Source organism: Variovorax sp. KK3 (assembly GCF_001984055.1).
Lineage (GTDB): Bacteria > Pseudomonadota > Gammaproteobacteria > Burkholderiales > Burkholderiaceae_C > Variovorax.
Genome location: NZ_LYVO01000005.1, coordinates 36,460 through 61,230, shown reverse-complemented (window position 1 = coordinate 61,230; position 24,771 = coordinate 36,460). Strand labels below are relative to the sequence as shown.

Genomic DNA, 24,771 nt, shown 5'->3' with positions numbered 1-24,771 from the left:
TGAAGCCGCTGCAGACGGGGTTGAATACTCCGTGACGTAGACAGTGCTTCTGAAGACGTGCGTTATGCGCATCGGATTCTTGGTTTTGGAGTCTGCGAATCGCAGAAGCAGTCCGATTGCCACCTGGGTGGTTTCTGCGGGTGGATAGGACTCAGTCGTCATAGATGAAGGACTACGCTGTGGTTTAGTGAGATCGGCCGACGAAGATCAACTTTGAGCAGATTTGTCCAAGCGCAGTACTGAAAGAGGTTCTCCGCCGTATGCCGGTAACAACACCGCGAGCCCGCCATGCGGATGAGTTCAGTCAGTGGTGTCCCGAGTTGATAGCTCCTCGCGAAGGCATCAGCAAAGCGCTGCGCGGACTCCTCATTGGGGTCGTACCGGTCTACGAACCAGCGCCTAATGAATCGAAGGTTGCGCAGGAGCTGTTTGGTGAAATCTTCGGTCTCAACGCAAGCCCACGGAACTCCAACTTCCTTGCACCATTGATACTCAATGTTCAGGCGCTCCTGGACCTTCGGAAGTCTGCGGTCCGCGGCCGATTTGATGCTTTGCGCTTGGATGGATGTTCCGTATGCCTCGCGCCTAGTCACCATAAAGTCAATGGTGAATGGCTCCGGAAAGCCGGATCGCTTGCCATGCTTGATCTTGTGCTGCGCGCAGAGCTGCAGGGTGCTCTTCAGATCCAGGATTGGATACTGCTCTCGAATGTCAAGTACATCTGGATCTCGTTCTAGCAGCAGGTAGTTCGTCGCCTCCAGAGAAGAGAGGAAGTGGAAGGGACGTCGAATCTTGACGCCTTTGAAGTTGGAGCAGGTTCCCTTGGAGCCGAAGTCCCTTACTCTGATCCATGGCTGGTAGGCGGCGCCCTCGCCCAGTCCGAACCCCCGTCTAACCCGGGGGCGCAGATACGTCGGATAGAGGGAGGGGTCGTGTGGCCAGTCCACGTAGCAACCTATTAGCAATTGCCGGCAGGGAACCGAAGCGATGGGTGGCGCGCTTCGGGAGGGTCATCTATGGTTTAGCCTAGTCGGGCGGAGCGCAAGATTCAAGCCGTCTTTTGTGTCGAACTTGGTTCGATCGCGGCTCTTACGGACAGTATCTACCGTTAAATGTGCTTTCTGCAAAGTGAGCAGCACGCGCTAGTAGCCCTGACAGCCTTGGTGCTCGGCGTGATCGTCTCGGTGACGTCGATCATTGCTGTTGGCCGCCGGCGATGCGGTCACGACTCCGCGATGCGACTGGCGAGGTAAGTTCTCAACAGCCGTTGGAGGATCTCGCTGAGGGATGCGAGCGGCGGCTCAAAACGGCCTCATGGGTTGTGATTCGAAGAGCCATCGGAACTTGCTAGAACAGATGAGTCGTCCGGTTCGATCGGACGAACTGCTCGGCAGTGGCTTTCTGAGCCTAAGGTGAATCGCATTGGCGAGTTCGTAGGCACGTAGGCAGCGCCATGCGGCGCTCGACACGACAGGCTGGCGTGGCGGCCAGGACGGGATCACTGAAGAGGCGTAGTGGGTGCCTGCTGCGTGGCCCGTGACAGAGCCTCAGCGATCTCTTCCCTCGATCTAAACGCGTTGACTCCCAGGGATACCCTCCGGGATGCCCAATAGACGTGCTACGGCTCCTCGGAAACGGCTGCTCCACTTGGTCCCGTCAGCAGTGGGCTTGCCGGGTGTTCGCCAAGGTGTGGCCAAAGTATCGGCAATTGACTAGGGCGCTTAGTCAAAAATCTCAGCAACCTTAGTTAATCGGCGTCGGCGTTTACGCCGTCGAGCATGGTCTGCTCCCAGGTGTCGCCGTTGGCCTGTTTGAGCAGGGCTGCCCATCCGACGACGAGGGCCGCGATTCGGTCGCCGTCGTATGGCTTGGGCTGGGTCTCGAACGCGAGCCGGATCGACTCGATGCCCGTGGCGCCGCGCAATTGGGGCAGTGGCGCGCCCTGTGTGATCGCGTCCCACGTGCGCTGCGTCGCATCTTCGGCACTGGCCGACCACTTTCGCCACTCCCGCGGATTGCGCCGGTACAGCGACAACTGCACCCGTCGTATCGACTGCAGGTTGTCGCGCAGCGCGAGGTTGGCGATTCGGTTGGCGCCGCTTTGCAGCCACTCGTTGCTGCCGTAAGGCTCGGCGCGGTCGGTGCTGCTGCAGGCGCCCAGGCCGAGCGCCGCAGCCAAGCCGCCGAAGAGGACCGTTCGGCGTTCGAAAGAGGCAGCAAGACGGGAGGGCCGAGGGATATCGCTCATGGCCCGCACGTTATCATCCCGGCCTCGGGTGACAGCCGGCGACGGAGCTTCTGGCCGGCGAGTATTTCCTTACAAATCAACACCTTGGGCTCACCTCAGGCCCACATCAGCCGTGCGTCTCAACTCCATCAAGCTCTCCGGCTTCAAGTCTTTCGCGGAACCCACCAACTTCCTGCTGCCCGGCCAACTGGTGGGCGTGGTCGGTCCCAATGGCTGCGGCAAGTCGAACATCATGGATGCGGTGCGCTGGGTGCTGGGCGAATCGCGCGCGTCCGAGCTGCGCGGCGAATCGATGCAGGACGTGATCTTCAATGGCACGACCACCCGCAAGCAGGCCAGCCGCTCCAGCGTCGAACTGGTGTTCGACAACGCCGACCATCGTGCCGGCGGCCAGTGGTCGCAGTTCACCGAGATCGCGGTCAAGCGCGTGCTCACGCGCGACGGCAATTCCAGCTACTACATCAACAACCAGCCCGTACGCCGGCGCGACGTGCAGGACGTGTTCCTGGGCACCGGCCTCGGCCCTCGCGCCTACGCCATCATCGGCCAGGGCACCATCAGCCGGATCATCGAGTCCAAGCCCGAGGAACTGCGCCTGTTCCTCGAGGAAGCAGCCGGCGTCTCCAAGTACAAAGAGCGCCGCCGCGAAACCGAAAACCGCCTCGGAGACACGCGCGAGAACCTCACCCGCGTCGAAGACATCCTGCGCGAACTCAACAGCAACCTCGAGCGGCTGGAGATGCAGGCCGAGGTGGCCACGCGCTACAACACGCTGCAGGCGGACGCCACGCGCAAGCAGCATCAACTGTGGTTCCTCAAGCGCAGCGAGAGCGAAGGCGACCAGGCCAAGGTCAAGGCCGACGGCGAAAAGGCCATCAACGACCTCGAGTCGCGCACGGCCGACCTGCGCCACGTCGAGGCCGACCTCGAGACGGTGCGCCAGGCGCATTACGCCGCCGGCGACCAGGTCAACCAGGCCCAGGGCCGGCTCTATGAAGCCAGTGCCGAGGTCGGCCGGCTCGAAGGCGAGATCCGCTTCGTGGTCGAAGGCCGGCAGCGCGTCGAGCAACGGCTGGTGCAGCTCACCGAGCAGGCGGGCCAGTGGAACACCCGGCGCGACGACGCCGAGGCCGAGATCGAGACGCTGGCCGGGCAGGGCGTCAACGCCGAGGAGCAGGCCGAACTGCTGGCCGCGCAACTCGAAGAGCACGACGCCCGCATGCCCGCCCTCGAAGAAGCGCAGCAGCGTGCGCAGGACGAAGCCAATGCCCAGCGCGCGAGCGTCACGCAGGTGCAGCAGCAGATTCAGGTGCTGGCGGCGGACCAGCGCAACATCGACGACCAGGTGCGTCAACTCACGCAACGCGCCGAGCGCCTGCAAGGCGACCAGAAGGCACTGGCCGCGCCCGACGAGGCTCGCCTTCATGACATGCAGGAACAACTTGCCGCAGCCCAGGAAAGCGCGAGCGAAGCCGATGCGCGCCTGCACGAGCTGCAGGAAGCCGTGCCCCAGCTCGACGAGGACCGCCGGGCGAAGCAGCAGGCGGTGAACACGGAAGGCGCGCGCCATGCCGAGCTGTCCGCCCGGCTGGAGGCGCTCAAGGCGCTGCAGGAAAAGGTCAAGACGGACGGCAAGCTCGCCCCGTGGCTGGCCAAGCATGGCCTCGAAAGCCTGCAAGGCCTGTGGAGCCGCATTCACATCGAGCAAGGCTGGGAAGACGCGCTCGAAGCGGCACTGCGCGAGCGCATGGGCGCGCTCGAAGTCAGCCGGCTCGACATGGTCCGCGCTTTCGGCAGCGATGCACCGCCGGCCAAGCTGGCCTTCTACAGCCCACCGAGCGCCGCTGCGCCCCAGCCTGCCGGCACGCTGCCGCGCCTGTCGGACCTGCTGCGCCTCGGCGATGCCGGCCAGCAGGCGCTGCTGGCCGACTGGCTGCACGGCTGCTACACCGCGCCGACGCTGGAAGAAGCGCTCGGCCAGCGCGGCGGGTTGCAGCCCGGCGAGGCCATCTACGTGCAGAGCGGCCACGCCGTCACGGCCCACAGCGTGAGCTTCTATGCCCAGGACTCCGAACAGGCCGGCCTCTTGGCGCGCCAGCAGGAGATGGAAAACCTGGAACGCCAGCTGCGCGCCCAGACGCTCATCAACGAAGAAGCCCGCACCGCATTGGCCCGCGCCGAGTCGGCTTATGGCGATGCCGCCCAGCGCCTGGTCACGGCCCGGCGCGAGGCGGCAGACACGCAGTCGCGCGCACACGAAATCCAGGTCGAGACATTGCGCCTGACCCAGTTGGCCGAACAGACCCGCGCGCGCAGCGAGCAGTTGTCGGCCGACCTCGGCGAAGTCGAAGCCCAGCTCGAGGAGCTGCAAGAAAAGCGTGTGGCCGCCGAGGCGCGCTTCGAAGAGCTGGACATGCAGCTGGCCGACAGCCAGGAGCGCCACGCACAGCTCGACGAACGCGTGATCGAAGCCGGCCGCGCCCTGACCGCCAGCCGCGAGCAGCACCGCAGCCTGGAGCGCCAGGCGCAGGAGGCGGTGTTCTCGCAGCGCACTCTCGAAGCGCGTCGCGCCGAACTCAATCGTGCGATCGAAACGGCCAACCAGCAGGCCGCATCGCTGGCTGACGAGGACGAACGCGCACGCGCCGAACTCGGGCGCCTGTCCGATGCCGCGGCGCAGGCCGGGTTGCAAGATGCGCTGTCCCTCAAGCTCGAGCGCGAAAGCTCATTGGGCGCCGCACGCAGCCAGTACGACGACCTCACCCTCAAGCTGCGCGCCAGCGACGAGCGCCGCCTGCAACTCGAGCGCGAACTCGACCCGCTGCGCCAGCGCATCACCGAGCTACAGCTCAAGGAACAGGCGGCGCGGCTGGGCTTCGAGCAATATCAGCAGCTGCTGGCCGATGCCCAGGCCGACATGGAAGCCATCGCCCGGTCCATCGAGGACGACAGGGTGCGGCTGACCGGCCTGCAGTCCGAGATCGACCGGCTCCACCGCGAGGTGGCCGCGCTCGGCGCCGTTAACCTGGCCGCCCTCGACGAGCTGGCCACGGCACGCGAACGCAAGACCTTTCTCGATGCCCAATCGGCCGACCTCAACGAGGCCATCAACACGCTGGAAGACGCCATCCGCAAGATCGACGCCGAAACGCGCGAGCTGCTCGGCGGCACCTTCAAGATCGTCAACGAGCACTTCAGCCGCATGTTCCCCGAACTCTTCGGCGGCGGCAACGCCAAGCTGATGATGACGGGCGACGAGATCCTCGACTCCGGCGTGCAGGTGATGGCGCAGCCGCCGGGCAAGAAGAACCAGACCATCCACCTGTTGTCGGGTGGCGAGAAGGCGCTCACCGCGATCGCGCTGGTGTTCGCCATCTTCCAGCTGAACCCGGCACCTTTCTGTCTGCTCGACGAAGTGGATGCGCCGCTGGACGACGCCAACACCGAACGCTATGCCAAACTCGTGACCGCCATGAGCCGCGAAACCCAGTTCCTCTTCATCAGCCACAACAAGATCGCGATGGAGATGGCCCAGCAGCTCATCGGCGTGACCATGCAGGAGCAGGGTGTCTCGCGCATCGTGGCGGTGGACATGGAGTCCGCCGTGTCGATGGCCGAAGCCGCATAGCCCGCGGTGATGAGCAGCCTCACTGTCGCCCTCGCCATCGTCGGTGGTCTGGTGCTTGCCGCGGTCGTCGGCTACAACGCCTGGATGTCGCGCCGCAATGCGCCCCGCCAGCCCGAGCTCGGCGAGGACGGCGAGGTGCTCGGCACCGTGCCGGCACCCCTGAGCCGTGATGAAGACCCCGTGCTGCACGCATCGGAAGAGCCCGGTGGCGCGGCCGACCGGCACGAGCCGCTGTTCGACCCGGCGCTGCCGGCGCCCAGCGCGCTCCCCATTCCGACTGCCGATCGGCGCGGCGGGCTCGACCCGCTGATCGACGTGATCGCGCCCATCACGCTCGACAGCCGCGTCTCCGGCGACGCCGCGCTCGCGTCCATGCCCGCCACGCGACGAGCCGGCAGCAAGCCGGTGGCGATCGAGGGCCTCAACGAGCTCACGCGCGAATGGGAACCTGCGGCGCCGGGCCAGCGCTACGGTGCGTTTCAGGCCGGGGTGCAACTGGCCAACCGCACCGGCGCGCTCAACGAGATCGAATACTCCGAATTCGTCGTCAAGGCCCAGGCCTTCGCCGATGCCGTCAACGGCGCCCCCGAATTCCCGGAGATGCTCGACGAGGTGGCGCGTGCGCGCGAACTCGACCAGTTCGCGAGCGAGCACGACGCCCAGCTGGGCTTCGTGCTGCGCGCGCTGCATGCGGCCTGGAGTCCCGGCTACGTGCAGCAGAACGCCGCACGCCTGGGCTTCGTGGCCGGCATCATCCCGGGCCGCATGGTGCTGCCGGCCAGCGAGCTGGGCCTGCCGCCGATCCTGGGCCTCGCGTTCGACACGCAGGCCGCCCTGGCCGACGACCCGGCCCAATCCGCCATCCGCGAGCTGACGCTGAGCCTCGACGTGCCACAGGTCGACCGCGGCGAGCGGCCCTTCCAGCGCATGCGCGAAACCGCCGCGACGCTGGCAAAGGAGATGGACGGCGTGGTGACCGACAGCGACGGCCAACTGCTGCGCGAGGAAACCATGGACGCCATCGGCGCCGACCTCGAACAGCTCTACGACACGCTGGATTCGCGCGAGCTTTCGGCCGGCTCGCCCCTGGCTCGGCGGCTCTTCAGCTGAGCCGGCATCCTGATCCCGGAGAACCCATGACCACACGCGAAGAAGCGGCTCGCGAAGCCGCCGCACTGGGCGAGCAGCTTCGCCACCATGCGCACCAGTACTACGTGCTCGACGCGCCCGAGCTGCCCGATGCCGAATACGACCGGCTGTTCCAGCGGCTGCAGGCGCTCGAAGACGAACACCCCGAACTGCGCACGCCCGATTCGCCCACGCAGCGCGTCGGCGGCAAGGTGCTCGACGGTTTCGCCAAGGTGCGCCATCGGGTGCCGATGTTGTCGATTCGCACCGAGACCGACATCACGGCCGGCGGCGCCAGCGCCTTCGATGCGCGCATGCGCCGCGAACTGGGCCTGGCCGAAGACGGCCCGCAGGTCGAGTACGTGTGCGAACTCAAGTTCGATGGCCTGGCCCTCAACCTGCGCTACGAAAATGGCGTGCTGGTGCAGGCCGCTACGCGGGGCGACGGCGAGATCGGCGAAGAGGTCACGCAGAACATCCGCACGGTGCAGCAGATTCCGTTGCGCCTGCGGGGCGAAGCCGCAGCCATGCCGCCCGTGGTGGAAGTGCGCGGCGAGGTCTACATGCGGCGCGACGACTTCGAGACGCTCAACGAGCGGCAGCGGCAGAAGATCGCAGCCGGCCAGAAGCACGAGAAGGTGTTCGTCAATCCGCGCAATGCCGCGGCCGGCGCCGTGCGGCAGCTCGACCCGGCGATCGCCGCCGACCGGCCGCTCAGCTTCTTCGCCTACGGCTTGGGCGAAGTCACGCCGGCCGACCAGGGCGGGCCGGCGCATGCCACCCAGTTCGACTGGCTTCAGCAATTCCATGCCTGGGGCTTCCCGATCGGCGCGCAGAGCCAGCGCGCGCGCGGTGCGATCGAGCTGATCGCCTTCCACGAAACCATCGCCCGCCAGCGCGATGCGCTGCCCTACGACATCGACGGGGTGGTCTACAAGGTCGACAGCCTGGAACTGCAGCGGCAGCTCGGATTCGTGTCGCGCGAGCCGCGCTGGGCCGTGGCCCACAAGTTTCCGGCGCAGGAGCAGCTCACCGAGGTGCTCGGCATCGAGGTGCAGGTCGGGCGCACCGGCAAGCTCACGCCGGTGGCCAAGCTGGCGCCGGTGTTCGTGGGCGGCGTCACCGTCACCAATGCCACGCTGCACAACGAGGACGAAGCCCGCCGCAAGGACGTGCGCGTGGGCGACACCGTGATCGTGCGGCGCGCAGGTGACGTGATTCCCGAGGTGGTGGGCGTGGTGCCCGAGAGCGCGACCAAGCCGTCAGAGCAGCGCGGGCCGGTGTTCACCATGCCGCACAAGTGCCCCGTCTGCGGCTCCGATGCGCTGCGCGAAGAGGGCGAGGTCGACTACCGCTGCACCGGCGGGCTCTTCTGCGGCGCGCAGCGCAAGGAGGCGATGCTGCACTTTGCGCAGCGGCGCGCGCTCGACATCGAAGGCCTCGGCGACAAGCTCGTCGAGCAACTGGTCGACGCGCAGTTGATCCGCACGCTGCCGGACTTGTACAAGCTCGGCCTGACGACGCTGGCGGGCCTCGACCGCATGGCGGAGAAATCGGCGAACAACCTGGTCGCGGCGCTCGAAGCGTCGAAGAAGACCACGCTGCCGCGCTTCCTGTTCGGGCTGGGCATCCGGCACATCGGCGAAAGCACCGCGAAGGACCTGGCGAAGCACTTCGGCAAGCTCGACGCGATCATGGACGCGACCGAGGAGCAACTGCTCGAGGTCGACGACGTCGGCCCGGTGGTCGCCACGAGCCTGCGCACCTTCTTCGACCAGCCGCACAACCGCGAGGTGGTCGAGCAGCTGCGTGCCAGCGGCGTGACGTGGGAAGAGGGCGAGCCTGCCGCCCGTGCGCCCAAGCCGCTGGCGGGCAAGACCTTCGTGATCACCGGCACTCTTCCTACGCTCAGCCGTGACGAAGCGAAGGACAAACTGGAGGCGGCCGGCGCGAAGGTGGCCGGCTCCGTCAGCAAGAAGACCGACTTCGTGGTCGCGGGCGCCGAAGCAGGGAGCAAGCTCGACAAGGCCCAGGCGCTCGGTGTCGCTGTGATCGACGAAGAGCGGATGCTGGCGATCCTCGACAAGGGCCTCTGACCCTGTCGGCGGAACAGCTTTACCGGCCGTTACGCAGCTTCATGCAGGAGAAGTCAACAGGGTCTACAAGGTGCGTTGAAGACGGGCGTTGAACGACAGTGGTCGAAACGCAGTCCCACGTCAGGTGACGTCAGGTGTTCGAATTCGGCAATGCCGACCAGGAGTCCAACATGATCAAGTCTCGTCGTCTTTGGGGAATCTCCGCTGTACTCGGTGGTGCGGTCTTGCTGGGCGGCTGCGTGGCGGTACCGGGCTCCTATGGGTATTCCGACCCGTACTACGTGGACCCGGGTCCGGCCGTGGTTCAGCCCAATGTGTATATCGATGGTGGATACAGCGGTGGCTACTACTCGCGGCCGCGCTATCCCGCCCCCTATTACTACGGCCGGCCCGGCCAGTACCCGCATCCAGGCTATCGTCCTGGCTGGAATGGGCGCCCAGGTCCTGGTGTCGCCCTCCCGTCTCCTCCGCCACCACCTGGCGCCGGGCCGCGCACGGGCGTCGCAGGCAACATCGTGCCAGTGCCGCCGGGCCGCAGCAGGCAGGAAATCAACCGCATGCTGAGCTCGCCCGACTCGCGCAACCAGACGCCTCCCTGATCGCCCCCGGCAAGGGCGCGGCATCACCGACCCTGGTGATAATCGCCGCATGACGGTACGCGAGATCCTCAAGATGGGCGACCCCCGGCTGCTGCGCATCGCGCAGCCGGTCGCCGCCTTCGACACCGACGAGCTGCACCTGCTGGTGCGCGACATGTTCGAGACGATGCATGCCGTCAACGGCGCCGGACTTGCGGCGCCGCAGATCGGCGTCGATCAGCAGCTCGTCATCTTCGGCACCGACACCGTGAATCCGCGCTACCCCGATGCGCCCATCGTGCCGCGCACGGTGCTGCTCAACCCGATCATCACGCCGATCGGCGAAGAGGAAGAAGAGGGCTGGGAAGGCTGCCTGTCGGTGCCAGGCCTGCGCGGCGTAGTGCCGCGCTTCGCCAACATCCGCTACACCGGCTTCGACCTGTACGGCGACCCGATCGACCGAACCGTGAGTGGCTTCCACGCGAGGGTGGTGCAGCACGAGGTGGACCACCTGCTGGGCAAGCTCTACCCCATGCGCGTGCGGGACTTCTCCCGCTTCGGCTACACCGAGATCCTGTTTCCGGGCCTCGATGCAGCCGAGGACGACTGACCCTCTGTCGGGTCGGTCGTCGAAGTTCAGTTGTACTTGCCGCCGGTGCCGCCGACGCTGAAGCGGCCGGCGCCCAGGAAGGCGACGGCGAGCGCGCTGAAGAAGTACATGCCCTGGAGCTCCAGCTCCCAGCCGCCGTTCTTGTTGATCATGCCGATCTGCTTCATGTGGACGAGCCAGACCGCGACCAGCATGTTGATGACCACGATCCACGCGGCCGGCCGGGTGTAGAGCCCGATGATCAGCAGCACGGGTGCCACGATCTCACCGACGTAGACCCCGTAGGCCAGCACACCCGGCAGGCCGTGTGATGCCAGCATGTTGGACACGAAGCCCACGCCACTGCTGATCTTGGCGACGCCGTGCATCAGGATCAGGATACCCAGGGCCACCCGCAGGATGAACTTGCCGGTGTCGTCGGAACGGATCATGTCGAAAGCCTTTCTGTTGTTAAAAACAGGGGCGATTGTGTTCGATTCCGCGCCGGCACGACGCGATGCACCCGCAGAAGCCGGGTCAGGCTCAGGCGGCCAGGGCTTCGAGCAGCTCGGTCTCGATGCTGGCCTGCGCACGCTGGCCCTGCAGTTCGGGGCCGCTGATCAGGAAGGTGTCTTCCACCCGCTCGCCCAGGGTCGTCACCTTGGCGAGCTGCAGGTTCAGGTGGTGCCGCGCCAGCACGCGTGCCACCGAATACAGCAGCCCTGCGCGGTCGCTCGCCGAAATGTTGAGAAGCCAGCGCTGCGCCTTGTCGTCGGGCAGCAGGCTGACCCGCGGCTTGATCGGAAAACTGCGCACCCGGCGCGACACGCGGCCCTTGCTCGGCGAGGGCAGGGGGCCGGCGTCGTCGAGCGTCTTGGCCAGGCCGCTCTCGACCATGTTGATCAGGTCGCGGTAGTGCTCGGGGATGAAGGTGGCGACCACCTGGAAGGTGTCGAGCGCATAGCCGTTGGAGGTGGTGTGGACCTTGGCATCGAGGATGCTGAACGAAGACTGGTCGAAGTAGCCGCAGATGCGCGCGAACAGGTCGGGCTGGTCGGGCGTGTAGACGACCACCTGCAGCCCTTCGCCCACCGGCGAGATGCGGGCACGCACGACCGCCGGCGTCTGCGGGTCGACGGGCACGTTGCGCGGCGGCACGTGGCGCGACAGCTGCTTGGTGTGCCAGGCGATCTCCGAGGCGTCGTGGCGCACGAAATAGCCCACGTCCAGCGTCTCCCACAGCGCCTTGTTGGCCTCGAAGGGCTGCGCGTGCAGCGCGAGCTGCACCAGCGCTTCGCGCTTTCGTGCCTCGACTTCCGCGCCGGGGTCGGGCATGCGGCCGCCGAGGGCGCGCAGCGTGTATCGGTACAGGTCTTCCAGCAGCTTGCCCTTCCAGGCGTTCCACACGCGGGGCGAGGTGCCGCGGATGTCGGCCACGGTCAGCAGGTACAGGGCGGTCAAGTAGCGCTCGTTGCCCACGCGCTGCGCGAAGGCCGCGATGACCTCCGGATCGCTCAGGTCCTGCTTCTGCGCGACCTGGCTCATCACCAGGTGCGCCGACACCAGGAACTCGATCAACTTGGTGTCTTCGCGCGGAATCTCGTGCTGGCGGCAGAAGCGGCGCACGTCGCGCGAGCCCAGCTCGGAGTGGTCGCCGCCGCGGCCCTTGGCGATGTCGTGGAAGAGCGCGGCGATGTACAGGATCCACGGCTTGTCCCATCCGCCCGCCAGCTGCGACAGGAACGGGTACTCATGCGCGTGTTCGACGATGAAGAAGCGACGCACGTTGCGCAGCACCATCAGGATGTGCTGGTCGACCGTGTACACGTGGAACAGGTCGTGCTGCATCTGCCCGACGATGCTGCGGAACACGCGCAGGTAGCGGCCCAGCACCGACGTCTGGTTCATCAGCCTGAAGGCATGCGTGATGCCCCGCGGCTCCAGCAGGATGCGCATGAAGGTCGCATGGTTCACGCGGTCGTTGCGGAACTTGCTGTCCATCACGTGGCGCGCGTTGTAGAGCGCCCGCAGCGTGCGCGCCGACAGGCCGGTGACGCCGATGGTCTTCTGGAAGAGCAGAAAGGTCTCCAGGATGGCGTGCGGGTCCTGCAGGTACAGGTCGTCGCTCGCCACCTCGATCAGGCCGCCCTTCTCGAAGAAGCGGTCGTTGATGCGCGTCGCCTGGTCTTCCTGCGGGTAAAGGCGCTCGGCGATGTTGAGCATCAGGATCTGGTTGAGCTGGGTCACTGCCTTGGCCGCCCAGTAGTAGCGGCGCATCAGCGCCTCGCTGGCCTTGCGCTGCGACTCGCTCACGTAGCCGAAGGTGGCGGCCACCGCCACCTGCAGGTCGAACACCAGGCGATCTTCGCGCCGACCGGCGATCACGTGCAGGCGGGCGCGAATCAGGCCCAGCAGCGCTTCGTTACGCTTGATCTGCTGCACTTCGAAGGCAGTGGCCAGGCCGTTCTTCGCGAGGTCGTCCCATCGCTTGCCGAAGCCTGCCGCCTTGGCGACCCAGAGGATGGTCTGCAGGTCGCGCAAGCCGCCGGGCGATTCCTTGCAGTTGGGCTCGAGCGCGTAGGGTGTGTTCTCGAACTTCTGGTGCCGGTGGCGCATCTCCTGCGACTTGGCCTCGAAGAAGGCGCGCGGGTCGATGGCGGCGCAGAAGCTCTTGCGGAAGTTGGTGTACAGCTTCTTGTCGCCAGCGACCAGGCGGGACTCGAGAAGCGAGGTCTGCACCGTGACGTCCTTGGCGGCCTCGGCCAGGCATTCGTCCAGCGTGCGTACGCTCGAGCCGATTTCCAGGCCCGCGTCCCAGCACTGGCCGATGAACGACTCGATGCGCGCCGGGTCCACGTCTTCGGCATGGTCGGGCGGCAGGAGCAGCAGCACGTCGACGTCGGAATACGGAAACAGCTCGCCGCGACCGAAGCCGCCGACCGCCACCAGCGCGAGCCGGTTGCCGAAGCCTGCGTCTTCCCACAGCGCATTGAGCGCTTCGTCGGCCAGCGCGGCCAGCTGGCGCAGCACCGTGTGGACGCTGCGCGTGGGCGCACGGGCGCTGCGTGCCTGGTCGTACAGCGCCAGCTTGTGCGTGCGGTAGGCATCGCGCAACGACGGGAGGTCGACCATGGCAGCCTTCCGGAGGCCGAACTGCGGCTTCAAGCCGACGCGCTGGCGAAGGCGGGCGGCGGCGGGCTGCCGGCGGACAGCGTGAGCACTTCGTAGCCGGTTTCGGTGACCAGCACCGTGTGCTCCCATTGGGCCGACAGCGAGTGGTCGCGCGTGACGATGGTCCAGCCGTCGTACTGGCCGCCCTTGGCATCTTCTTTGATGTCGCGCTTGCCGGCGTTGATCATCGGCTCGATGGTGAAGGTCATGCCGGGCTTCAGTTCGTCGAGCGTGCCGGGCTTGCCGTAGTGCAGTACCTGCGGCTCTTCGTGAAAGCCGCGGCCGATGCCGTGGCCGCAGAACTCGCGCACCACCGAAAAGCCGTTGCTTTCGGCGAAGCGCTGGATCGCGAAGCCGATGTCGCCCAGGTGGGCGCCGGGCTTCACCTTGACGATGCCGTGCCACATGGCCTCGTAGGTCAGCGTGCACAGGCGCTTGGCTGCGATGGAGGCGTCGCCCACCACGAACATGCGGCTGGTGTCGCCGTGCCAGCCGTCCTTGATGACCGTGACGTCGATGTTGACCACGTCGCCCTTCTTGAGCGGCTTGTCGTTGGGGATGCCGTGGCACACCACGTGGTTGACCGAGGTGCAGATGGACTTGGGGTAGGGCACGCTGGAGGCGCCCATGTAGTTGAGTGGTGCGGGAATCCCGCCCTGGACCTGCGTGATGTAGTCGTGGGCGAGCTTGTCGATCTCGTTGGTGGTCACACCGGGTTTCACGTGCGGAGTCAGGTAGTCCAGCACTTCGGATGCGAGGCGGCACGCATTGCGCATGCCGGCCACGCCCTCGGCGTCTTTGTAGGTGATGCTCATAGGGCCGGAATTATCCCATCGCCCTCGCTAAAATGCCCGGTTCACGCGGATGGCCCCAGTCAGCGGCCGCCGCCTCATCTGATCTGGATTCCCAACCCGGCCCGCAGGCCGATTCCGACCGTGACGTTGCCCCTCAATGCGCCTTCCCATCCCGTCGCCCCGGTGGTGACCTTCTTCGAGGGCGGCAGCGCACTCGGCGGCTTCCGGGCCCGGCAACTGTTGCCCCGCCTGCAGGCGATCGAGCCGCGCATCGAGGCCATCTCGGCCCGCTTCGTTCACCTGGTGGCCACCGACCACACGCTGGAAGGCGCCGAGCGCGAGCGCTTCGCGGCGCTGCTGACGTACGGGGAGCCCTTCGAGGCGCCTGCCAAGGCCACGGCCGCGCTGGTCGTCACGCCGCGCCTGGGCACGGTCTCGCCCTGGGCGTCGAAGGCCACCGACATCGCCCACAACTGCGGCCTGGCGCTGCGCCGCGTCGAGCGAGTGACGCAGTACCACGTCGCGATGAAGGCGCCCTTGCTGGGCAAGGCGCCGGTGCTCGACGGCGACCGGTTGGTGGCCGTGGCCGCGCTGCTGCACGACCGCATGACCGAATCGGTGCTGCCCGGCGTGGACCAGGCCGCCGCCTTGTTCGCCGAACTGCCGAGCCAGGCGATGGCCCATGTCGACGTGCAGGGTGGCGGGCGCGCCGCGCTCGTGGAGGCCAACACCCAGTTCGGCCTGGCCCTGGCCGAGGACGAGATCGATTACCTGGTCGACGCCTTCACGCGTCTCGGCCGCGACCCCAGCGACGTCGAACTCATGATGTTCGCGCAGGCCAACAGCGAACACTGCCGGCACAAGATCTTCAACGCCGACTTCGTGATCGACGGGCAGCCGCAGCCGCAGAGCCTGTTCTCGATGATCCGCAATACCGAGAGGCAGAACCCGCAGCACACGGTGGTGGCCTATGCCGACAACGCGTCGATCATGGAAGGGACGCAGATCGAGCGCTTCGTGCCCGCCATGGATGCCAACCGCTACGAAAAGCGCGACGCGCTCGGCCATGTGCTGATGAAGGTCGAGACGCACAACCACCCGACCGCGATCTCGCCCTTTCCGGGTGCGTCGACCGGCGCAGGCGGCGAAATCCGCGACGAGGGCGCCACCGGCCGCGGCTCCAAGCCGAAAGCCGGCCTCACCGGCTTCACCGTGTCGAAGCTCTGGCCCGACGCCGGCAGCTACGGCAAGCCCGAGCACATTGCCAGCCCTTTGCAGATCATGACCGAGGGCCCGTTGGGCGGCGCCGCCTTCAACAACGAGTTCGGCCGGCCTAACCTGCTGGGCTACTTTCGCGAATACGAGCAGTCGGTGGCGAGCGACCGCGACACGCTGCAGCGCGGCTACCACAAGCCGATCATGATCGCGGGCGGCCTGGGCAGCATCGACGCGGGTCAGACGAAGAAGATCCGCTTTCCCGCAGGCACCTTGCTGATCCAACTCGGCGGGCCGGGCATGCGCATCGGCATGGGCGGCAGCGCGGCCAGTTCCATGGCCACGGGCGCCAATGCCGCGGAGCTCGATTTCGATTCGGTGCAGCGTGGCAATCCCGAGATCGAGCGGCGTGCGCAGGAAGTCATCAACCATTGCTGGCAGCAGGGCGATGCGAATCCGATCCTGGCGATCCACGACGTGGGCGCGGGTGGGCTGAGCAATGCGTTCCCTGAACTGACCAACGACGCCGGACGTGGCGCGCGCTTCGACCTGGGCGCCGTGCCGCTGGAGGAATCGGGCCTGGCGCCGAAGGAAATCTGGTGCAACGAGAGCCAGGAGCGCTATGTGCTGGCCATCGCGCCGGAATCGCTGGCGCAGTTCCAGGCGTTCTGCGAGCGGGAACGGTGCCCGTTCGCGGTGGTGGGGGTGGCGACGGAGGAACGGCAGTTGGTGGTGGCGGACGGGGCGCCCCTCACCCCGCCCGTCGACATGCCCATGGACGTCCTGCTGGGCAAGCCTCCGAAAATGCTCCGCGACGTCGCCACGATCACCCGCCAATTCAAGCCGCTGGACCTCACCGGCATCGACTTGCAAAAAGCCGCGATCGACGTCCTCTCCCACCCCACGGTCGCTTCCAAGCGTTTCCTCGTCACCATCGGCGACCGCACCGTCGGCGGCCTGAGCCACCGCGACCAGATGGTCGGCCCCTGGCAAGTGCCGGTGGCCGACTGCGCCGTCACGCTGGCCGACTACCAGGGCTTCGCCGGCGAGGCCATGAGCATGGGCGAGCGCACGCCGTTGGCTGCGCTCGACGCGCCCGCATCGGGCCGCATGGCGGTGGCGGAGGCCATCACCAACCTGCTGGCCGCGCCCATCGACCTGTCGCGCGTCAAGCTCTCGGCCAACTGGATGGCCGCCTGCGGCGAGCCCGGCGAAGACGCCGCGCTCTATGACACCGTCAAAGCTGTCGGCATGGAGCTGTGCCCGGCGCTCGGCATCTCGATTCCCGTCGGCAAGGATTCGCTGTCGATGCGCACCCAATGGCGCGATGGCGAAACGCAGAAGAAAGTCAGCTCGCCCGTCAGCCTGATCGTCACTGCATTCGCCACCCTTGCCGACGTGAGGGGCACGCTCACGCCGCAGCTCGACGCAGCGGAACCCGACACCACGCTGGTCCTGGTCGACCTGGGCCGCGGGCGACGCCGCATGGCCGGCAGCATCCTGGCCCAGACGCTCGATCAATCGGGCGACCAAGTGCCCGACCTCGACGATCCGCAAGACCTGGTGAAGCTGGTCGCGGCGGTCAACGCGCTGCGCGCCGAAGGCCGCATCCTCGCCATGCACGACCGCAGCGACGGCGGCCTGTTCGCTGCCGCCTGCGAGATGGCCTTCGCCGGCCACGTGGGCATCGCGCTCAACGTCGACCTGCTGGTGACGGAAGGCGACGGCATCAGCGACAGCCGTGCCGAGTATGGCGATGCCAAGAACTGGGCCGGCCAGGTCAGCGCCCGGCGCGAGGAACTCACGCTCCAGGCGCTTTTCAACGAAGAGCTGGGCATGCTGCTTCAGGTGCGCACGGCCGAACGCAACGAGGTGATGCAGACCCTGCGCACCCACGGCCTCAGCGCCCACAGCCATTTCGTCGGCAAGACCCGGCCCGCTTCATCGGCCATCGATGCCGGCAAGGGCAAGGTCGAGGTCTGGCGCGATGCCAAGGCCGTGTTCAGCGCCGACCTGCACGACCTGCACCAGGTGTGGGACGCCGTCAGCTGGAAGATCTGCCGCGAGCGCGACAACCCCGACTGCGCCGATGCCGAACACGCCGCGGCGGGCGATCCGCAGGACCCGGGCGCACAGGTACACCTGGCACCGGGTGCCGAGGACAACGTGGCCGCGCCCTTCCTCAACCTCGCACGGCCCCGCGTGGCGATCCTGCGGGAGCAGGGCGTCAACTCGCACGTGGAAATGGCCTACACCTTCCACGAGGCGGGCTTCGAATCCTTCGACGTCCACATGACCGACCTGCAGACGGGCAGGGCGAACCTGGCCGATTTCAAGGGCGTGGTGGCCTGCGGCGGCTTCAGCTACGGCGACACGCTGGGGGCCGGCATCGGCTGGGCACGCAGCATCACCTTCAACCCGCGCCTGTCGGAGCAGTTCAAGGCCTTCTTCGGCCGCGGCGACACCTTCGGGCTCGGCGTGTGCAACGGCTGCCAGATGTTCGCCGAGCTGGCCGACATCATCCCTGGCGCCGAGGCCTGGCCGCGCTTCACCACCAATCAGAGCGAGCGCTTCGAGGCACGCCTGTCGATGGTCGAGGTGCTCGATTCACCGAGCCTTTTCTTCGCCGGCATGGCCGGCAGCCGCCTGCCCATCGCGGTGGCGCACGGCGAGGGCTACGCCAACTTCAAGCACCGCGGCGACGCCTCGAAAGCCATCGCCGCGATGCGCTTCATCGACAACCACGGCGCAGCCACCGAGCGTTACCCCTTCAACCCCAACGGCAGCGCCGGCGGCCTGACCTCGGTGACCACCGCCGATGGCCGCTTCACCGCGTTGATGCCGCACCCGGAGCGCGTGTTCCGCAACATCCAGATGAGCTGGACCTCGGGCGACAACAGCGCGTTCAGCCCGTGGATGCGCATCTGGCGCAATGCGCGCAAGTGGGTCGGTTGATTCAACGACGCTAAACAGAAAAAGCGGCCTCGGCCGCTTTTTCTTGCTTGGGAGCACCTCAGGGAGCGCTCTTTTACTCGACCTTCGCCTTGGCTCGAAGGTCTTCCTGGTACTTCTGCAGCTTCTGCTGCTGCAACTGCTGCACGATCTGCGGCTTGACCTCTTCGAGCTTCGGCAACTGGGCCTGACGGATGTCGTCGACACGGATGATGTGGTAGCCGAACTGCGACTTCACAGGTGCCGGCGTGGTTTCGCCCTTCTTGAGCTTGATCATCGCCTCGGAGAACTCGGGCACGAAGCTGGCCGGTGCGGCCCAGTCGAGGTCGCCGCCGTTGGCGCCGGAGCCCGGGTCCTTGCTCTGCTTCTTGGCGAGGTCTTCGAACTTGGCACCCTTCTTGAGGTCGGCCAGGATCTTCTGGGCCTGGTCTTCCTTCTCGACCAGGATGTGGCGGGCCTTGTATTCCTTGCCGCCGTTGGCCGCGACGAACTTGTCGTATTCGGCCTGGGCATCGGCGTCGGACACCGCATTGGTCTTGCGGTAGTTCTCGAAGAGCTGGCGGATCAGGATGGCCTGGCGGGCGAGTTCGAGCTGGTTCCTGTAATCGTCGGTGGCGTCGAGCCCCTGCTTCTGCGCCTCTTGCATGAAGATCTCGCGGGCGACCACTTCCTCGCGCAGCTGCCCCTGCATCTCGGGCGTGACGGGCCGGCCGGAGGCGGCCAGCTGCTGGGCCAGCACGTCCATGCGCGCCTTGGGCACCGGCTTGCCGTTGACGATGGCGGCGTTCTGCGCAAAGGCGGGAATGGCAGCGAGAAGGGTGGCGGCTGCTGCGGCCTGCAGGAGGTGTTTCTTCATAGGGGGAGGGTACTTTCTACCGCCCGACCGGGCGGGAAACAAAGCGCTTCAAAGCGTCTCGATGGCGATGGCGTGAAGGCCCTGTGCGATGAAAAGTTGCAGCGCATCATACACAAGGCGATGTCGCGCCACGCGGGGCTTTCCTTCGAACAAGGGGGAGGCGATGCGCACCCGGAAATGGGTGCCGTAGCCCTCGGCATTGGCGCCGGCATGGCCGGCGTGCGAGGCGCTTTCGTCGATCACTTCGAGCGTGGTCGGGGACAGCGTCGCACGCAGGCGGGCTTCGAGATCGGCAGTAGTGGGGAGGCTCATGCAACACTCGTGCGGCGCTTACGCAACGGGCTTGTCCGACTTCAGATGCGGCGAAATGTACAGCCCCTGTGCCACCAGGAACACGATCGGGAACGCATAGCCCCAGAGCTTGAAGTTGACCCAGGCCTCGGTGCTGAAGTAGGCCGCGACGTAGCCGTTGATGGCGGCCATGAACACGCAATAGGCGATCCACGCGACGTTGAGGCGGCCCCAGATCTGCTGCGGCAGGTCGAGCTGCGCACCCAGCAGCATCTTGAGGAAGTTCTTCTTGAACCCCCACAGCGCCACGGCCAGCGCCACGGCCATCGCGCCGTAAAGCGCGGTCGGCTTCCACTTGATGAAGCGATCGTCGTGCAGCAGCAGCGTGAGCGAACCGAAGAGCAGGATCAACACCAGCGTCGCCTTCTGCATCGGCGCCAGCTTGCGCTCGTTGAACCAGATGATCCCCATCTGCACCACCGTCGCCGCCATCAGGACGCCGGTGGCGGTGTAGATGTCGTACAGCTTGAAGGCCCCGAAGAACAGCAGGATCGGGAAGAAGTCGAGAAGGATCTTCATCGTGGATTCAGGGCTTCTTCTGGAATTCGAGCGAGGCCGAATTCATGCAGTAGCGCAGGCCGGTCTCGGTCGGGCCGTCGGGGAACACGTGGCCCAGGTGGGCGCCGCAGTTGGCGCAGACGTTCTCGGTGCGCACCATGCCGTGCGAGCGGTCGACGATGTTGCGAATGGCGCCGGGCACGGCCTCCTGCGAAAAGCTGGGCCAGCCGCAGCCGGCATCGAACTTGGTGGCCGATTCGAACAGCTTGGCGCCGCAGCTGATGCAGTGGTAGGTGCCATCGTCCCAGTGGGCTTCGTACTTGCCGGTGTAGGGGCGCTCGGTGGCGGCGTGCCGCGTGATCTCGAAGGCGCCGGGCTCGGCGCCTTTCTCGGCCAGCACGGCCTTCCATTCGGCATCGGTTTTCTGGATGGGAGCGGTCATGATGAGCAGCTGATTTCGATGGTGGACGCCCAGTCGGGCGGGAAGCCGGCATAGGCCTCGTAGCCGGCGTGGTCTTCAAATGGGGATTGGAGCAGCTTCAGCAAGTCGGCGACACCGGAGAAGTCCCTGCGCTGCGCTGCTTCGATCGCCTGCTGACCCAGGTGGTTCCGCAGCACGAACTTGGGGTTGGCGCCGCGCATGGATCGCGCCGACTGTTCTGCCGGCACCTGCGCATGGCGTTGCGCGAAGCTCGCGAGCCAGGCGTCGATGCCGGCGCGGTCGACGAACAGGTCGCGCACCAGGTCCGGATCGCCACCGGCCTGCCGGTCGGCCAGGCGGCGCCAGAAGATGGTGTAGTCCACCTTCTCCTGCGCCAGCAGCTTGAGCACGCCCTCGATCAGCGCCCGGTCGTCCGGCGCCGCGTCCGGCAGGCCCAGCTTGGCGCGCATCCGGGCCTCGAACGCATCCGGAAACACCGTCTTGTACGACTCGAGCGCGGCCACCGCGACCTCCTGCTCGCCGATCAGCGGCAGCAGCGCCTGGGCCAGGCAGAACAGGTTCCAGTAGGCGACGTTGGGCTGCTGGTTGTAGGCGTAGCGGCCGCCCGTGTCGCTGTGGTTGCAGATGTGCCGTGGGTCGAAGCCGTCGAGGAACTGGAAGGGCCCGTAGTCGATGGTGAGCCCCAGGATGCTCATGTTGTCGGTGTTCATCACGCCGTGGCAGAAGCCGACCGACTGCCATTGCGCCATCAACGTTGCCGTGCGTTCGCTCACCGCTTCCAGGAAAGCCGCATAGGCGTTGCCGCCGAAGCGATCGCTGTTGCGACAGGCCGGGTAGAAGCGATCGATCACGAAATCGGCCAAGGTGCGCAGCTCGTCCACCCGGTTGGCGGCTGCGAAATGCTCGAAATGCCCGAAGCGAACGAAGCTCGGCGCCGCACGCGCGACGACAGAAGCGGTTTCGATCTCTTCCCGGACCACGGGCGCATCCGAGCCGGTGACCGACAAGGCCCGCGTCGTCGGGATACCCAGGCCATGCATCGCCTCGCTGCACAGGAACTCGCGGATGCTGGAGCGCAGCACCGCGCGGCCGTCGCCCATGCGCGAGTAGGGCGTGCGCCCGGCCCCCTTGAGCTGCAGTTCCCACCCGGTGTCGGTTTCGCCCAGCAGGATGGCGCGCCCGTCCCCCAGTTGCCCGGCCCACACGCCGAACTGGTGTCCGCTGTAGACGGTGGCTAGCGGTGCACTGCCTTCGAGCAGCGTCTGGCCGGTCAGGGCGGCCAGGATCTCGTCGTTGCGCCAGTCGGCGCGAAGGCCCATGTCGCGCGCCGCGCTGTCGCTCCAACCGACCCAATAAGGCGGCGAGCGCAGCGGCGTGGGGCGCAGCGAGGTATGGAAGGCCGGGCCCAGCGCCGAGAACCCGGGCACCCATCGCACACCCAGATCGGCCAGTTTCGTGTTGTCTTCTGCCAGCAAACTCATGGCGCGATTGTCCGGCAGACCGCGAAACCCACGACCGGCGGGGCCATGCGCAACGGCCTGCGTGTTCTGTTTCGATTTGTTGAGGCCGACTTCGGGGCCTTGCAAGGCTGTAGAGTGCGACCCTCGCGCTCCGTCTCCGCCCGCTCGCACGTTCGTTCGTCCGGTTCCGTCTCCAGTCTTTCTCTTCCCCCATGTCCAGTCTCATCGTCCACGGCGGTACCCCGCTGCGCGGCCGCGTCACCCCTTCGGCGAACAAGAACGCGGTGCTGCCCGTGCTGTGCGCCACCCTGCTGACCCGCGAGCCGCTTCGGCTGCACGGCGTGCCCGACATCACCGACGTGCGCAAGATCCTCGAGATCTTCCAGGCCCTGGGCAGCGAAGTACGGCTCGACCGCGAGAGCGGCACGCTCGACCTGCACCACCGCGACACCGTGTTCGACGCCGCACGCCACCGACTGCCGGAAGAGATGCGCTCGTCGATCATGCTGGTGCCGCCGCTCCTGGCGCGCTTCGGCGTGGCGCGGCTCGAAGACAACGTCAAGGGCTGCACCCTGGGCGTGCGCGAGATCGATCCGCACGTCGAGGTGCTTCGCCATTTCGGCGGCCAGGTCGAGCGCACCGCGGGCTCGCTGCTGGTTCGCCTCGCGGACAAGCTTCGCCCGGTCGACCATTGGCTCGACTACGCCTCCGTCACCACCACCGAGAACTTCGTGCTCTGCGCCGCCGCGGCGCCGGGCACTTCGACGCTGACCAATGCGGCCTCCGAGCCGCACGTGCAGGAGTTCTGCCGCTTCATGGCGATGATGGGCGTCGGCATCGAAGGCATGGGCACGTCCAGGCTCACGGTGCATGGCGGCGGCCCGCTCAAGGGCGGCGAATTCCGCTTCGACGAAGACTTCCACGAGATCGCCACCTTCCTGGCGCTCGGCGCCATCACCGGCGGCGACGTGCTGGTGCGCAACAGCGCGCCCGAGCAGTTTCCGCTGATCGACCGCACCTTCGCCAAGTTCGGCGTGCAGATCGTCCACAGCGACGGCTGGTCGCAGGCCCGCCGCGGCGGCCCGCTCAAGGTGCAGGCCCCTTTCACGAGCAACGTGCTGACCAAGGTCGAGGCCGCACCCTGGCCCTACGTGCCGGTGGACCTGCTGCCGATCTTCATCGCGCTCGGCGTGCGGGCCGAGGGCAACGCGATGTTCTGGAACAAGGTGTACGACGGCGCGCTGGGCTGGACGGGCGAGTTGTCGAAGTTCGGCGCCCACGTGTTCTCGTCCGACCCGCACCGGCTCATCACCTTCGGCGGCGGCCCGCTGGCGCCGGCCGTGGTCGAGAGTCCCTACATCATCCGCGTCGCGATCGCGCTCTTCATGGTGGCGGCCAGCATCGAGGGACGCTCGGAAATCCGCAATGCGGCGCCGATCCGGCGCGCCCACCCGCGCTTCGTGGAAAACCTGCGCAGCCTGGGCGTGCGCGTGGAGTGGACACAGGAAGAGTAGGAAAGCCCCGGGGCGCTCAGCTTGCCAGCATCGCCGGCGTTTCCAAGTCGCGCGACAACTGCGCCCGGTACTGCGCGGGCGGCAGGCCGAACCAGCGCTTGCAGGCGCGGAAGAAATTGCTCGCATCGACGAAGCCCAGCAGGTCGGCCACGTCCTGCAGCGAGAGGCGCGGCTCGGCCAGGTACTGGCGGGCCAGCTCGCTGCGGGTGCGGTCGAGCAGGGCCTGGTACGACACCGACTCTTCCTGCAGCCTGCGCTGCAGGGTCCGCTCGGCAAGGCCCAGGCCGGCGGCCACGTCCTGCCGCCTGGGTTCGCCCTGCTGAAGCCGGCGCGCGATCTCGGCGCAGACCTGGTGGCTGACGGAGGTCTGGCCCAGCAGGTCGAGCTCGTCTTCCAGCATCCGCGTGTGCATCGCGCCCAGCGCCTCGTGGCGGGTGGGGATGCGCGTGTCCAGGTCGGCCTTCGATAGCAGCATGCGATTGGCGATTGCGCCGAAGCGAACCTCGCAACCGAAGGCCTCGCGGTACAGGTGCACGTCGACCGGCGCGGGATGGACGAACTCCACGCCCAGCGGATTGAAATCGCGGCGCGTGAGCCACTGGCAGAGGGTGAAGATGGTCAGCATCGCGAATTCGACGCGCTGGCGCGGCACCGGCAGGCTGCCGCCCACATAGGCCAGTGCCACCCAACTGCCGCGCGGGTCGGCCGTCATCGAGAAGGCCGTGGCATCGGAAATGACCGGCATGTAGCGCGTCAGGCTGCCCAGGCCGGTGCGCAAGTCCGGGCTGCAGCTCAAGGCGTGGCCGACCGTGCCCAGCCGGCTGCACGTGGCCGCCAGGTCGCGGTTCAGGCCCAGCGTGGGCCGGCCCGCGCGTGCCACGGCCAACTGCCACAACAGCGTGACCTCGTCCACCGCAAAGCGGGCATGCTGCCGATGCAGCGATGCGGGATCGAGCCCCGCATCGCGCAACAGCGCGGGCACGTTCAGCCCTTCCGCCTCGAACATCGCCATCACGCCTTCCATCCAGGCGGCGGAGCTGCTGCGCCTGGCCGGCGGGCAGGCTGCGTCGGTCCGGCCCGAAGGTTGACGCGCTGAAATGGTGGCGATGGCTCCTGAAGTCATTGATTTGGCACGCTTGCGATAACTGAAAACGGACAGGGGTTTCTAGAATTCCGGCGGTGTCGGCGCCTTGCAGTATGGACAGGTTGCGCCGATGCAGGAATTCCGATTAACCCGGCGTGGAGACAGGC

At 66.8% G+C, this 24,771-nt stretch carries 17 protein-coding genes; 6 read left to right on the top strand and 11 right to left on the bottom strand.

Translation table 11 applies throughout. The features are described from left to right. Positions 1-158 precede the first annotated feature (158 nt). Together B0W80_RS03915 and B0W80_RS03910 are read right to left on the bottom strand one after the other, a co-directional pair. Positions 159-947, bottom strand: a complete 789-nt coding sequence (locus B0W80_RS03915) for a TnsA endonuclease N-terminal domain-containing protein (protein WP_179106821.1) — start codon at positions 945-947, stop codon at positions 159-161. Between the two features lie 800 nt (positions 948-1,747). Continuing rightward, a complete protein-coding gene (locus B0W80_RS03910) occupies positions 1,748-2,257 on the bottom strand; it encodes a hypothetical protein (RefSeq protein WP_256856476.1) in 510 nt (169 codons plus the stop codon). Between the two features lie 103 nt (positions 2,258-2,360). On the opposite strand from B0W80_RS03910, the gene smc reads away from it, so the two are divergent. The 4 genes from smc to def all read left to right on the top strand — a co-directional run bounded on the left by smc (position 2,361) and on the right by def (position 10,288). Then, positions 2,361-5,876, top strand: coding sequence for a chromosome segregation protein SMC (gene smc, locus B0W80_RS03905; protein ID WP_076997804.1), 3,516 nt, complete (start codon positions 2,361-2,363; stop codon positions 5,874-5,876). A gap of 9 nt (positions 5,877-5,885) precedes the next feature. Next, the gene (locus tag B0W80_RS03900; RefSeq protein WP_076997803.1) at positions 5,886-6,986 is read left to right on the top strand and encodes a cell division protein ZipA C-terminal FtsZ-binding domain-containing protein; all 1,101 of its coding nucleotides are present in this window, start codon (positions 5,886-5,888) and stop codon (positions 6,984-6,986) included. Positions 6,987-7,012: 26 nt separating this feature from the next. Next, a complete protein-coding gene (ligA, locus tag B0W80_RS03895) occupies positions 7,013-9,100 on the top strand; it encodes an NAD-dependent DNA ligase LigA (protein WP_076997802.1) in 2,088 nt (695 codons plus the stop codon). A gap of 648 nt (positions 9,101-9,748) precedes the next feature. Next, complete coding sequence (gene def / locus B0W80_RS03885) at positions 9,749-10,288, top strand: peptide deformylase (RefSeq protein WP_076997801.1); 540 nt, start codon at positions 9,749-9,751, stop codon at positions 10,286-10,288. A gap of 26 nt (positions 10,289-10,314) precedes the next feature. Here the strand turns inward: def and B0W80_RS03880 are convergent, their stop codons facing one another. The 3 genes from B0W80_RS03880 to map form a co-directional block, all read right to left on the bottom strand. Further along, positions 10,315-10,719: a DoxX family protein gene (locus tag B0W80_RS03880; RefSeq protein WP_076997800.1), complete on the bottom strand. Its 405-nt coding sequence runs from the start codon at positions 10,717-10,719 to the stop codon at positions 10,315-10,317. Positions 10,720-10,810: 91 nt separating this feature from the next. Further along, the gene (locus tag B0W80_RS03875; RefSeq protein WP_076997799.1) at positions 10,811-13,399 is read right to left on the bottom strand and encodes a [protein-PII] uridylyltransferase; all 2,589 of its coding nucleotides are present in this window, start codon (positions 13,397-13,399) and stop codon (positions 10,811-10,813) included. Between the two features lie 29 nt (positions 13,400-13,428). Then, entirely contained in the window at positions 13,429-14,253 is an 825-nt protein-coding gene (map, locus tag B0W80_RS03870; protein ID WP_076997798.1) for a type I methionyl aminopeptidase, read from the bottom strand. 120 nt (positions 14,254-14,373) lie between these two features. On the opposite strand from map, the gene purL reads away from it, so the two are divergent. Then, positions 14,374-18,402, top strand: coding sequence for a phosphoribosylformylglycinamidine synthase (gene purL, locus B0W80_RS03865; protein WP_256856475.1), 4,029 nt, complete (start codon positions 14,374-14,376; stop codon positions 18,400-18,402). A gap of 73 nt (positions 18,403-18,475) precedes the next feature. Here purL and B0W80_RS03860 read toward each other — a convergent pair whose 3' ends face one another. Genes B0W80_RS03860 through B0W80_RS03840 form a run of 5 tightly spaced genes read right to left on the bottom strand, consistent with a single transcriptional unit; the run spans position 18,476 to position 22,027 of the window. Then, positions 18,476-19,255: a peptidylprolyl isomerase gene (locus B0W80_RS03860; RefSeq protein WP_076997796.1), complete on the bottom strand. Its 780-nt coding sequence runs from the start codon at positions 19,253-19,255 to the stop codon at positions 18,476-18,478. 48 nt (positions 19,256-19,303) lie between these two features. Beyond that, positions 19,304-19,567, bottom strand: a complete 264-nt coding sequence (locus B0W80_RS03855; protein WP_076997795.1) for a BolA family transcriptional regulator — start codon at positions 19,565-19,567, stop codon at positions 19,304-19,306. An 18-nt stretch (positions 19,568-19,585) separates the two neighbouring features. Beyond that, positions 19,586-20,125 (bottom strand): septation protein A, encoded by a 540-nt coding sequence (locus B0W80_RS03850; protein ID WP_076997794.1) that lies wholly within the window; start codon positions 20,123-20,125, stop codon positions 19,586-19,588. 7 nt (positions 20,126-20,132) lie between these two features. After that, positions 20,133-20,546 carry a peptide-methionine (R)-S-oxide reductase MsrB gene (msrB, locus tag B0W80_RS03845; protein ID WP_076997793.1) on the bottom strand — a complete coding sequence of 138 codons (414 nt, stop codon included), beginning with the start codon at positions 20,544-20,546 and terminating at the stop codon, positions 20,133-20,135. Further along, the gene (locus B0W80_RS03840) at positions 20,543-22,027 is read right to left on the bottom strand and encodes a YdiU family protein (protein ID WP_076997888.1); all 1,485 of its coding nucleotides are present in this window, start codon (positions 22,025-22,027) and stop codon (positions 20,543-20,545) included. The genes msrB and B0W80_RS03840 overlap by 4 nt, the downstream gene beginning before the upstream one ends. Before the next feature lie 191 nt (positions 22,028-22,218). Here B0W80_RS03840 and B0W80_RS03835 point away from each other — a divergent pair, with 191 nt between their 5' ends. Then, positions 22,219-23,520 (top strand): UDP-N-acetylglucosamine 1-carboxyvinyltransferase, encoded by a 1,302-nt coding sequence (locus tag B0W80_RS03835; protein WP_076997792.1) that lies wholly within the window; start codon positions 22,219-22,221, stop codon positions 23,518-23,520. A 16-nt stretch (positions 23,521-23,536) separates the two neighbouring features. On the opposite strand, the gene B0W80_RS03830 is transcribed toward B0W80_RS03835, so the two are convergent. Further along, positions 23,537-24,643, bottom strand: a complete 1,107-nt coding sequence (locus tag B0W80_RS03830) for an AraC family transcriptional regulator (protein ID WP_373038154.1) — start codon at positions 24,641-24,643, stop codon at positions 23,537-23,539. Positions 24,644-24,771 lie beyond the last annotated feature (128 nt).

What these genes read in the sequence shown, in the direction of transcription:
- B0W80_RS03900 (WP_076997803.1), top strand. Translation starts at nt 5,886, where the DNA reads ATGAGCAGCCTCACTGTCGCCCTCGCCATCGTCGGTGGTCTGGTGCTT.
- ligA (WP_076997802.1), top strand. Translation starts at nt 7,013, where the DNA reads ATGACCACACGCGAAGAAGCGGCTCGCGAAGCCGCCGCACTGGGCGAG.
- def (WP_076997801.1), top strand. Translation starts at nt 9,749, where the DNA reads ATGACGGTACGCGAGATCCTCAAGATGGGCGACCCCCGGCTGCTGCGC.
- B0W80_RS03880 (WP_076997800.1), bottom strand. Translation starts at nt 10,719, where the DNA reads ATGATCCGTTCCGACGACACCGGCAAGTTCATCCTGCGGGTGGCCCTG.
- B0W80_RS03875 (WP_076997799.1), bottom strand. Translation starts at nt 13,399, where the DNA reads ATGGTCGACCTCCCGTCGTTGCGCGATGCCTACCGCACGCACAAGCTG.
- map (WP_076997798.1), bottom strand. Translation starts at nt 14,253, where the DNA reads ATGAGCATCACCTACAAAGACGCCGAGGGCGTGGCCGGCATGCGCAAT.
- B0W80_RS03860 (WP_076997796.1), bottom strand. Translation starts at nt 19,255, where the DNA reads ATGAAGAAACACCTCCTGCAGGCCGCAGCAGCCGCCACCCTTCTCGCT.
- B0W80_RS03855 (WP_076997795.1), bottom strand. Translation starts at nt 19,567, where the DNA reads ATGAGCCTCCCCACTACTGCCGATCTCGAAGCCCGCCTGCGTGCGACG.
- B0W80_RS03850 (WP_076997794.1), bottom strand. Translation starts at nt 20,125, where the DNA reads ATGAAGATCCTTCTCGACTTCTTCCCGATCCTGCTGTTCTTCGGGGCC.
- msrB (WP_076997793.1), bottom strand. Translation starts at nt 20,546, where the DNA reads ATGACCGCTCCCATCCAGAAAACCGATGCCGAATGGAAGGCCGTGCTG.
- B0W80_RS03840 (WP_076997888.1), bottom strand. Translation starts at nt 22,027, where the DNA reads ATGAGTTTGCTGGCAGAAGACAACACGAAACTGGCCGATCTGGGTGTG.
- B0W80_RS03835 (WP_076997792.1), top strand. Translation starts at nt 22,219, where the DNA reads ATGTCCAGTCTCATCGTCCACGGCGGTACCCCGCTGCGCGGCCGCGTC.
- B0W80_RS03830 (WP_373038154.1), bottom strand. Translation starts at nt 24,643, where the DNA reads ATGACTTCAGGAGCCATCGCCACCATTTCAGCGCGTCAACCTTCGGGC.